Below are 10,771 nucleotides of genomic sequence, written 5' to 3'. Positions count from 1 at the left end.
CCGGCCCGTACCACGTGTCGGGCCCTTCGCGTTGCCCACTGACCCGGGACGGATCTTCTCCATGAGCCTGCACGGACTGCTCGACGCCGTCGTCAAGGACGCGGCCCTCGCTGAAGCGGTGAAGGCCGCGGGGGACGGCAACCGGATGCACGTCGACCTGGTGGGCCCACCCGCGTCCCGCCCCTTCGCGATCGCCGCGCTCGCCCGCGAGGCGAAGCGCCCCGTCCTGGCGGTGACCGCCACCGGGCGCGAGGCCGAGGACCTGGCCGGCGCGCTGCGCTCGCTGCTGCCGGAGAGCGGCATCGTCGAGTACCCGTCGTGGGAGACGCTGCCGCACGAGCGGCTCAGCCCGAGGTCGGACACCGTGGGCCGCCGCCTCGCCGTGCTGCGCCGCCTCGCCCACCCCACGTCCGACGACCCGGAGACGGGCCCGGTCTCCGTCGTCGTCGCACCCATCCGCTCCGTGCTGCAGCCACAGGTCAAGGGCCTCGGCGACCTGGAGCCCGTGGCCCTGCGCAGCGGGCAGAGCGCCGACCTGGAGGAGACCGTCCAGGCGCTGGCCGCGGCGGCGTACGCCCGGGTCGAACTCGTGGAGAAGCGCGGCGAGTTCGCCGTGCGCGGCGGCATCCTCGACGTCTTCCCGCCGACCGAGGAGCACCCCCTCCGCGTCGAGTTCTGGGGCGACGACATCGAGGAGATCCGGTACTTCAAGGTCGCCGACCAGCGCTCCCTCGAAATCGCCGAGCACGGCCTGTGGGCGCCGCCCTGCCGCGAGCTGCTGCTCACCGCCGATGTCCGCGCCCGCGCGGCGGACCTCGCGGAACAACACCCTGAGCTGGGAGAACTGCTCGGCAAGATCGCCGAGGGGATCGCGGTCGAGGGCATGGAGTCCCTCGCCCCCGTCCTCGTCGACGACATGGAGCTGCTGCTCGACGTGCTGCCGGCCGGATCGATGGCCATGGTCTGCGACCCGGAGCGCGTACGGACCCGGGCCGCCGACCTCGTAGCCACCAGCCAGGAATTCCTCCAGGCTTCCTGGGCCGCCTCTGCCACCGGCGGCAAGGCCCCCATCGACGTGGGCGCCGCGTCCCTGTGGGCGATCGCGGACGTCCGGGACCGGGCGCGCGAGCTCGGGATGATGTGGTGGTCGGTGTCCCCGTTCGCGGCGGACACCGTGGACGGGGAGGCGGACACCCTCCAGCTCGGCATGCACGCTCCGGAGACGTACCGCGGTGACACCGCCCGCGCGCTCGCCGACACCAAGGGCTGGCTCGCCGACGGGTGGCGCGCGGTCTACGTCACCGAGGGCCACGGCCCCGCGGCCCGCACCGTCGAGGTGCTCGGCGGCGAGGGCATCGCGGCCCGCCTGGAGAAGGACCTCGGTGAACTCGCCCCGTCCGTCGTCCAGGTGTCCTGCGGCAGCCTCGAATTCGGCTTCGTGGACCCGGGGTTGAAGCTCGCCGTCCTCACCGAGACCGACCTCACCGGGCAGCGGGCCGCAGGCAAGGAAGGCGCCCGCATGCCCGCGCGGCGCCGCAAGACGATCGACCCGCTCACCCTCGAATCCGGCGACTACATCGTGCACGAGGCGCACGGTGTCGGCCGTTACATCGAGATGGTGCAGCGCACGGTGCAGGGCGCGACCCGCGAGTACCTCGTCGTCGAGTACGCGCCCGCCAAGCGCGGCCAGCCCGGCGACCGCCTCTACATCCCCACGGACCAGCTGGAGCAGATCACCAAGTACGTGGGTGGTGAGGCCCCGACGCTGCACCGCCTGGGCGGCGCCGACTGGACGAAGACGAAGGCGAAGGCCAAGAAGGCGGTCAAGGAGATCGCCGCCGACCTGATCAAGCTGTACAGCGCGCGCATGGCGGCGCCCGGCCACGCCTTCGGCTCGGACACCCCCTGGCAGCGGGAGCTGGAGGACGCGTTCCCGTACGTGGAGACGCCCGACCAGCTGACCACGATCGCCGAGGTCAAGGAGGACATGGAGAAGACGGTCCCGATGGACCGGCTGATCTGTGGCGACGTCGGCTACGGCAAGACGGAGATCGCGGTCCGCGCCGCGTTCAAGGCGGTCCAGGACGGCAAGCAGGTCGCGGTCCTCGTGCCGACGACCCTCCTCGTGCAGCAGCACTTCGGCACGTTCACCGAGCGGTACGGCCAATTCCCCGTCAGCGTCAAGGCGTTGAGCCGCTTTCAGACGGATACCGAGTCGAAGGCGACGCTCGAAGGGCTGCGGGACGGCTCGGTCGACATCGTCATCGGCACGCACCGCCTGTTCTCCTCCGAGACCAAGTTCAAGGACCTGGGCCTCGTCATCGTCGACGAGGAGCAGCGCTTCGGCGTCGAGCACAAGGAGCAGCTGAAGAAGCTCCGGGCCAACGTCGACGTGCTGACGATGTCGGCGACCCCCATCCCCCGTACGCTCGAAATGGCGGTCACCGGCATCCGCGAGATGTCGACGATCACGACGCCGCCGGAGGAGCGCCACCCGGTCCTGACCTTCGTCGGTCCGTACGAGGAGAAGCAGATCGGCGCCGCGATCCGCCGCGAGCTGCTCCGCGAGGGCCAGGTCTTCTACATCCACAACCGGGTCGAGTCCATCGACAGGGCGGCGGCCAGGCTCCGGGCGATCGTGCCGGAGGCGCGGATCGCGACGGCGCACGGCCAGATGTCCGAACAGGCCCTGGAACAGGTCGTCGTGGACTTCTGGGAGAAGAAGTTCGACGTCCTCGTCTCGACGACGATCGTCGAGTCCGGCATCGACATCTCCAACGCGAACACGCTGATCGTGGAGCGCGGCGACAACTTCGGCCTGAGCCAGCTCCACCAGCTGCGCGGCCGCGTGGGCCGAGGTCGCGAGCGCGGCTACTCCTACTTCCTCTACCCGCCCGAGAAGCCCCTGACGGAGACCGCGCACGAACGCCTCGCCACCATCGCCCAGCACACGGAGATGGGCGCGGGCATGTACGTCGCGATGAAGGACCTGGAGATCCGCGGAGCGGGCAACCTGCTCGGCGGCGAGCAGTCCGGGCACATCGCGGGCGTCGGCTTCGACCTGTACGTACGCATGGTGGGCGAGGCGGTCGCGGACTACCGCGCCTCGCTCGAAGGCGGCGTCGAGGAGGAGCCGCCGCTGGAGGTCAAGATCGAGCTCCCGGTCGACGCGCACGTACCGCACGACTACGCGCCCGGCGAGCGCCTGCGCCTCCAGGCCTACCGCGCCATCGCCTCCGCGAACACGGAGGACGACGTCAAGCAGGTCCGCGAGGAACTCGTCGACCGCTACGGCAAGCTGCCGGAACCGGTGGAGAACCTGCTGCTCGTGGCGGGCCTGCGGATGCTGGCGCGGGCCTGCGGGGTCGGCGAGATCGTGCTCCAGGGCAACAACATCCGCTTCGCGCCGGTGGAGCTGCGGGAGTCCCAGGAACTCCGCCTCAAGCGCCTCTACCCCGGCACGGTCATCAAGTCGGCCACCCACCAGCTCCTCGTGCCGCGCCCGAAGCCGAAGAAGATGGGCGGCAAGCCGGTGGTCGGCCGGGAACTGCTGGCGTGGGTCGGGGAGTTCCTGACGACGATCCTGGGTTCGTAGCACCTGGAGTCTCAGCGGCGACGGTGGTGGGCCCGGACCCTTGCGGGGGTCCGGGCCCACCACCGTCTTCCGCGTTCCGGGCCGCCGCGGTCCGTGCATGCGCTATCTTTCTCCCCCGATCCTTCACATTTCCATCACATACGGGATGCGCATGTCGTACACACCAGCCCCGCCGGCTGCTCCCCGGGGCGGCGAGCCCCTTGCGAACTTCGGCGCCCGATGCGCCGGGCGAGCCCTCATAGCCGTGCTCAGCTTCGGCCTGCTCGCCTGGCTGCCCTTCGCGTGGACCGCGCTGCGCCGGCGCTCGGCGGGGGACGCGGGGCTCGCCGCCGTCGCGTTCGTCGGCGCGGTGGTGGCCGTGGTGATCGGCACCGGTGGCGCCGGAGCGGTCGTGGCCGTCGTCCTCGCCCTCGGCGGGGCCGTCCTCGCCGGACTGCGCACGCCGCGCACGCGGATGGTCCAACAGCCGTCGCTGGGCGGGTCGTTGGCGGCCGTCGCCGGAGCCGCGGTCGCCCTGATGGTCGCCGTGGGTGCCTTCGGCGCCGGTACGTCCCCGAAGACCGATGACGTCGCCGACTCGCGGTCGGTGCGTCCCGCCGCGTCCACGACGACGCCTGCCCCGGTCACGTCCTCGCCGCGGCCGTCCGCCACGCACAGCGCGACGCCGAGTGCGACACCGAAGCCGACACACTCGGCGACCCCGACCCCGACGCCCACCCCGCCCCGCACCAAGACGCAGGCCCCGGCCCCGACGCACACCAGGACCAAGGCCCCGCCGCCCGCCCCCACGCACTCCAGGACGCAGGCCCCGGCCGCCCCGGCCTGCGAGATCGTCTCCAGCGCGGGCAACTGCTACAGCGCGGGCCAGTTCTGCCGCAACGCCGACGTCGGGAGCACCACGCACGCCGAGAACGGCCGGATCATCAAGTGCGCCCCGGACGGCAGCCGCAACCGCTGGGTCAACACCTGACGGACACCTGCGACAGAGCCGCCGCCGGCCGCCGGCCGCCAGCCGCTCCCGCACCGCCACCTGCGCCGTGATCCGCCGGCCGATGCCGGTGCCCGCGCCGGTGTTCGTGGTGTTCATGCGGGGATCGTCCGACCTTGACGCCAGTGACAACGTCGAGTCGAATCGGCCCGCAGGCGATGTCGGTTGATCGGGAAGAGTGGTCGTGGCGGACAGCCGTGAGGGTACGTCGGCGGGCAGCGGGAAGGCCGCGCGCGATGAGGGTCCGGCGTCGGTGCGGATCGCGCACATCGCCGCGTTGGCGGGAGTGTCGGTGCCGACGGTGTCGCGGGTGCTCAACGGCAGGCCGGGGGTGTCCGACGGGACCCGGGCCCGGATCGAGGAACTGATCAGCGAGCACGGATACCGCAAGACCTCCGACAACAGGCAGAAGTTCGTGGAGCTGATCTTCCGCGAGCTGAAGAGCATGTGGGTGGGGGAGATCATCCGCGGCGTCGAGGAGGTGGCCCGCAGGAACCGGGCCGGTGTCATCGTCTCCAAGTTCGGCCTGCACGACGCGGACGCCTCGGTCGACGACACCGTGGGGCGGCGCCCGCTGTGCGTACTGTCGGTGTTCCAGCTCCCCGAGGCGGAGCGCGAGCGGCTCAGGGCGAAGGGCATCCCGTACGTCGTCTTCGACCCGATGGACGACGTGCCCGACGGCGTCCCCTACGTCGGCGCCACCAACTTCAAGGGCGGCCGGTCGGCGACGCGCCACCTGATCGCCCTCGGCCACCGGCACATCGCCCTGATCGGCGGCCCCGACCACGCGTTCTGCCTTGCCAGGGCGGCCGGTTACCGATCCGCGCTGGAGGCGGCCGGGCTGCCCGTGGACCCGGACGCGACGGTCCGTGGGCCGCTCACGCGCGAGGGCGGCCAGGCCGCGGCCCGGGCGCTGCTGGGCCGCCCCGACCGGCCCACCGCGATCGTCACCGCCAACGACATGCAGGCACTCGGCGTCTACCAGGCGGCGCGCGAGGCCGGGCTGCGCGTCCCGCAGGACCTGAGCGTGGTCGGCTTCGACGACATGCCGGTCGCCGTCTGGGCCGATCCGCCGCTGACGACGGTGCGCCAGCCGCTCGACGAAATGGCCGCCTCCGCAACGGAGTTGGCCCTCGCGCTGGGCCGTGGGGAGCGGGTGCGGCAGCTCGGTGTGGAGATCGCCACGGAACTCGTGGTCCGCGAGAGCACGGCGGCGCCGCGGAGTTGAGCGCTGCCGCGCCGACCGGATTTTTTCTCCGTCCTCCAAGTCGCCCGCTCACCAGTGGTGTTGAAACTTTCCCGCAAGAGTTTCGGTCCAGCTGCCGAAACAATTGCGCGAGAAACGTTGACCGCTCACCGTCAAGCCCTCCATCATTCCTACGTCCGAAGGCCCGGCCGTCGTCCGGTATTTCGACCAATGGCGGCCTGAGCTGCACGCATGCGCACCCCCCCCACACCCAAGGAGTTCACGCATGTCGTTGAAGCGACGTACCTTCCTCGGCCTGACCGCGGCCGCGACGGCGGGGCTGAGCGTCCCCCTGCTCGACTCCGGGCTGTACCCGGCCTCGGGGGCCGAACAGGCCGCGCCCGCACAGCAGTTCGCGATCGGAGTGCGCCAGTTCAACTGGAGCCGCGGCAGCCGCTCCCTGTTCACCAAGGTCTTCTACCCGACCCCCGGCGCCCCCGGCGGCGCCCCCGTTCCCGACGCCCCGCTCGCCGACGGCGTGTTCCCCGTCGCGGAGTGGAACCACGGCGCGTACGGCAACTCCGACTCGTACGCCTCGCAGACCCACGCGATAGCCTCCGCCGGCTTCATCTGTCCGGCCCCCTCGATCTCCGACAACACCAACATCGGTTCCGTATACGGAGGGGAGTGGTCGAAGGACGTCTCCGAGGTCCTCACCCGGACCCTGGCCCTGAACCAGAGCGGCCCCTTCGCCGGGCACATCGACACGGCGGCGGGCGTCGGCGTCTCCGGGCACTCGATGGGCGGCATGACCATCCACGGCCTGCTGACCGCCTGGCCCGACGAGCGGATCGTCGCCGCCGTACCGGTCGCCTGCGTCGACATGGGCACCCCCGCCGCCTCGGTCCACGCGGGCACGCTGTTCATCCACGGCGACAAGGACCCGACCTGCGACTACGCCCTGGCCCGGCGGGCGTACGCGGAGCTGCCGGCGCCCAAGGCGTTCCTCACCCACCTCGGCGCGGACCACGCCTCGTACCTGAACCCGGGGTTCCCCACCTTCGACCGGACCCAGAACACCCTCGTGGACTGGTTCCGCTGGCGCCTGTACGACGACACCGCCGCCCGCGACCGGCTCGCCGCCGACGCCACCGGCGACGGTACGCGCTGGGAAGCCGCCCTGTCCTGAGCCCCACAAGGCCCCCCACCAGAGAGGGAAGCGCCATGACCGACAGCTCCTCCAGAACCCGCACCTCACGACGGACCAGATCCGTGCTCGTCGCCGCGGCGGCCGGCGCCCTCGCGGCGGCCGCCGCCCTGACCCTGTCGCCCACCGCCCAGGCCGCCGACACGCTCGGTGGCGCGGCCGCCGAGCACGGCAGGTACTTCGGCGCCGCGGTCGCCCCGCGCCTCGGCGAGAGCGACTACGAGTCCACGCTCAACCGCGAGTTCTCCAGCGTCGTCGCCGAGAACGCGATGAAGTGGGACGCCACCGAGCCGAGCCCGAACCAGTTCAACTTCAGCGGCGGCGACGACCTCGTCAACTACGCACAGCAGCGCGGCACGTTCGTCCGCGGCCACGCCCTCGTCTGGCACGCCCAGCAGCCCGGCTGGATCCAGGGGCTGACCGGCGACAGCCTGCGCCAGGCCATGCGCAACCACATCACCAAGGTCGCGGGACACTACGCGGGCAAGATCGACACCTGGGACGTGGTCAACGAGGCGTACGAGTGGGACGGCAGCCGACGCCAGTCCAACCTGCAGAAGCAGCTCGGCGACGGCTGGATCGAGGACGCCTTCCGCACCGCGAAGGCGGCCGACCCCAAGGCCAAGCTCTGCTACAACGACTACGGCACCGACGGCGTCAACGCCAAGAGCGACGCCGTCTACCGGATGGTCAAGGACTTCCGCACCCGCGGCGTCCCGCTGGACTGCGTCGGCTTCCAGAGCCACCTCTCCTCGAACGAGAACCTCAGCACCTATAAGCAGAACCTCCAGCGCTTCGCCGACCTCGGCGTGAACGTACAGATCACCGAACTCGACGTCGGCGGCTCCGGCTCCGCACAGGCCAACGTGTACCGGCAGGTCACCCAGGCCTGCGTGGCCGTCGCCCGGTGCAACGGCATCACCGTGTGGGGCGTCACCGACAAGTACTCCTGGCGCTCCCAGGAGACCCCGCTCCTCTTCAACGGCTCGTACCAGAAGAAGGAGGCGTACGGCGCGGTCCTCTCGGCGCTGAACAGCGCGACGGGCTGAGCCGGCCGGCCCCGGCCCTGTGGCGCTTACGACACCGGCGAGCGCCGAACTCACGGATCTGCTGGGCCCGTTGTGGGTAGCCGTCATCGGGTCGGGTCTGCTGCCTTCCGTGACGACGCTGGGCATCGGCACGGTGTGATCATGCCTCGGATACGGTGAGTGGACCGAACGCGAACAAAAGGGGAGGTAGCGCCGTGCTGCGAGGCGCTGTACGGGCCGGGGCCGCCGTGCTGGTGGCCGTGGTCGCCGTCACCGGGTGCGAGGCGGCGACGGGCGGGGGCGGCGAGGCCGGTCCGGAGCCCCAGGGCAAGGCGGGCAGCGCGCTCTCCGCCGTCGGCTCGCTGACCGTCAAGGGGCGTGCCCCGAAGACCGGTTACGCGCGGGAACGGTTCGGCAGCGCCTGGGCCGACACCGACTCCAACAGCTGCGACACCCGTGACGACATCCTCAAGCGGGACCTGGAAGGCGTGCGTTACTCGGACGGCGACTGCAAGGTCGTCTCCGGCACGCTCTCCCCGGACCCGTACGGCGGCAAGGACATCTCCTTCACGCGCGGCCGCAGCAAGGTCGACATCGACCACCTCGTCGCGCTGTCCGACGCCTGGCAGAAGGGCGCCTTCCAGTGGGAGCCGAGCAAGCGCATCGCGTTCGCCAACGACCCGCTGAACCTGCTCGCCGTCGACGCGACTCCCAACCGCAGCAAGGGAGATGGCGACACCGCCACCTGGCTGCCGCCCAACAAGGGGTACCGGTGCACGTACGTCGCCGGGCAGGTCGCCGTGAAGAAGAAGTACGGGGTGTGGGTGACCGCCGCCGAGCGCGACGCCATGAAGAAGGTGCTGAACGCCTGCCCGGACCAGAAGCTGCCGACGGGCGGAAATCCGACTGCGGCGCCTCCGCGCTTCCATGCACGATGACCGCATGAGCACGCATCCCGCCACCCCCGACGGCCTGACCGTCACCACCCTCGCCGAGCGGCCCGAACTGGTCGGGCCGCTGTGGGCCATGCCCGACAACTGGCCCGTCTTCGTGCCGCACGACCCGGTCGGCGCCCTGCTGATGCACCGGGTGCGCGACGAGCTGCCCGAGTACGTACTCGTCGCCACCGACGCCGAAGGGGCCGTCGTGGCCCGGGGCTTCAGCGTGCCGTTCGCGCTGCGCGCCGAGGGGCGCGGGCAACTGCCCGACCGGGGCTGGGACCAGGTGCTGACGTGGGCCTTCGCCGACCGCGCGGCCGGACTCGCCCCGGACACCGTCAGCGCGATCGAGATCACCATCGTGCCCGGGATGCAGGGCAAGGGACTGTCCGGGCGGATGCTCGCGGCGATGCGGGACAACGCGCGCGCCCGGGGTTTTCACGAGGTCGTCGCGCCGGTCCGGCCGAGCGCCAAGCACCTGGAGCCCGCGACCCCGATGAGCGCATACGCGTACCGCGTAAGGGAGTCGGACGGGCTGCCCGCCGACCCATGGCTGCGCGTGCACGCCCGCGCGGGCGCCGTCATCGACAAGGTGGCGCCCGCCTCGATGACCGTGTCCGGATCGCTGGAGCAGTGGCGGACGTGGACGGGCCTCGCCTTCGACACCGCCGGTCCGGTCGAGGTGCCCGGCGCGCTGGTGCCGGTGCACTGCGAACCGGAGGGCGGCTACGCCGTGTACGTCGAGCCGAACGTGTGGATGCGGCACGCGCTGTGAGCGCCTGCCGCACCACCCCCCTGTGAGCTCCTCGCTCGGCTGCTACAGCTTCAGGTCCCATTGCGTGCCGTCGTAGTCGAAGCTCGGCGTGACCTCGACGGTCAGGTTCTTCGCGTCCGCCGGGGCGTCGAATCCGTAGACGACCGTGGCCTTCTTGCCGGGCAGGACCGTGCCCTCGAAGCCCATGGCGACCTTGTCGTCGACGATCTGCTCCGCCTTGGTGCCGTCCTCGCCCGCGCGGGCGTTCGCGGTCAGCAGGGTCGCGTCGAACTTCTCCTTGGAGTCGTTGGTGACGGTGACCGTGACCTTGTAGGCGTGGTTGCCGTTCTTGTGGCCCGCCGCGTACTCGCTCGGGCTGAACGTGACCGCGTTGGAGACGGAGACGGTCAGGTCGTCGTCGTAGACCACGGAGTCGCCCGCGGCGAGCGTCTTGCCGGCGGCCGGCTTCTCGTCGCCCTTGCCGCTCTCGCCGTCCTTGTCCTTCGCGTCGCCGGACGACTTCGCGTCCTTGGCCTTCGTGTCGGACACCGACTTGTTGATCTCGTCGACCGCGTCGTCCACCGCCTTGAACGTCGTGTACGCACCGAAGACCGCGAGGCCCATGGCCGCGAGGCCGAGGATCGTGCCGGTCAGGGCGACGCCCTTGTTCGTGGCCTCGCCGCGCTTGGCCCTGCCGCGCCCCGTCAGGCCCAGGATCAGGGCGATCACACCGAGGATCCCGGCCAGCCAGAACAGCAGTGGGATCAGCCCCGACAGGGCGCCGATGACGCCGAGGATCAACGCGGCCGTCCCCAGCCCGTTGCGCGCGACCTGCTGCGGCGGCTGCTGCTGGAACGGCGGGTACTGGGGGTGCTGTTGGGGCGAATGGGGTGACTGGGGCGGCTGGGTCTGGGACATAGCTGTTCCTCCGATGAGAGAAGCCAACCTCCCCCCGGCTTTCCGTGTATCCGGCGGTTGGCTGAGGCAATAACAGCACCGTCTGTGAACCGAGTCAACCGCGTACACAGAACTTGATGCGCTCACGGCTGTGAATGCGGGTCTTACGCGGGAGTCT

Annotated in this window: 8 protein-coding genes and 1 pseudogene; 8 read left to right on the top strand and 1 reads right to left on the bottom strand. The window is 71.1% G+C overall.

Annotation, left to right across the window (positions count from 1 at the left end; translation table 11 throughout):
• Positions 1-61: 61 nt before the first annotated feature.
• The 8 genes and pseudogenes from mfd (at position 62) to OHA73_RS18835 (ending at position 9,717) form a co-directional block, all read left to right on the top strand.
• On the top strand, positions 62-3,595 hold the full coding sequence (mfd, locus tag OHA73_RS18865) for a transcription-repair coupling factor (RefSeq protein ID WP_327655606.1): 3,534 nt from the start codon (positions 62-64) through the stop codon (positions 3,593-3,595).
• A gap of 151 nt (positions 3,596-3,746) precedes the next feature.
• The gene (locus OHA73_RS18860; protein ID WP_327655605.1) at positions 3,747-4,565 is read left to right on the top strand and encodes a hypothetical protein; all 819 of its coding nucleotides are present in this window, start codon (positions 3,747-3,749) and stop codon (positions 4,563-4,565) included.
• A 202-nt stretch (positions 4,566-4,767) separates the two neighbouring features.
• On the top strand, positions 4,768-5,811 hold the full coding sequence (locus OHA73_RS18855; protein ID WP_443063094.1) for a LacI family DNA-binding transcriptional regulator: 1,044 nt from the start codon (positions 4,768-4,770) through the stop codon (positions 5,809-5,811).
• A 244-nt stretch (positions 5,812-6,055) separates the two neighbouring features.
• The gene (locus OHA73_RS18850; protein WP_327655604.1) at positions 6,056-6,958 is read left to right on the top strand and encodes a poly(ethylene terephthalate) hydrolase family protein; all 903 of its coding nucleotides are present in this window, start codon (positions 6,056-6,058) and stop codon (positions 6,956-6,958) included.
• 35 nt (positions 6,959-6,993) lie between these two features.
• Positions 6,994-8,025, top strand: coding sequence for an endo-1,4-beta-xylanase (locus OHA73_RS18845; RefSeq protein ID WP_327655603.1), 1,032 nt, complete (start codon positions 6,994-6,996; stop codon positions 8,023-8,025).
• Positions 8,026-8,065: 40 nt separating this feature from the next.
• Positions 8,066-8,164 (top strand): annotated as a pseudogene (locus tag OHA73_RS45765) (SCO6745 family protein); the annotation flags it as partial.
• Between the two features lie 55 nt (positions 8,165-8,219).
• Positions 8,220-8,942: an HNH endonuclease family protein gene (locus OHA73_RS18840; protein ID WP_267070178.1), complete on the top strand. Its 723-nt coding sequence runs from the start codon at positions 8,220-8,222 to the stop codon at positions 8,940-8,942.
• Between the two features lie 4 nt (positions 8,943-8,946).
• Positions 8,947-9,717 carry an N-acetyltransferase gene (locus tag OHA73_RS18835; RefSeq protein ID WP_267070179.1) on the top strand — a complete coding sequence of 257 codons (771 nt, stop codon included), beginning with the start codon at positions 8,947-8,949 and terminating at the stop codon, positions 9,715-9,717.
• A gap of 42 nt (positions 9,718-9,759) precedes the next feature.
• Here the strand turns inward: OHA73_RS18835 and OHA73_RS18830 are convergent, their stop codons facing one another.
• Positions 9,760-10,614, bottom strand: a complete 855-nt coding sequence (locus OHA73_RS18830; RefSeq protein ID WP_267070180.1) for a DUF4190 domain-containing protein — start codon at positions 10,612-10,614, stop codon at positions 9,760-9,762.
• Positions 10,615-10,771 lie beyond the last annotated feature (157 nt).

Origin of the sequence: Streptomyces sp. NBC_00483 (assembly GCF_036013745.1) — a bacterium.
Lineage (GTDB): Bacteria > Actinomycetota > Actinomycetes > Streptomycetales > Streptomycetaceae > Streptomyces.
This window is presented reverse-complemented; position numbering and strand designations above follow the sequence as displayed.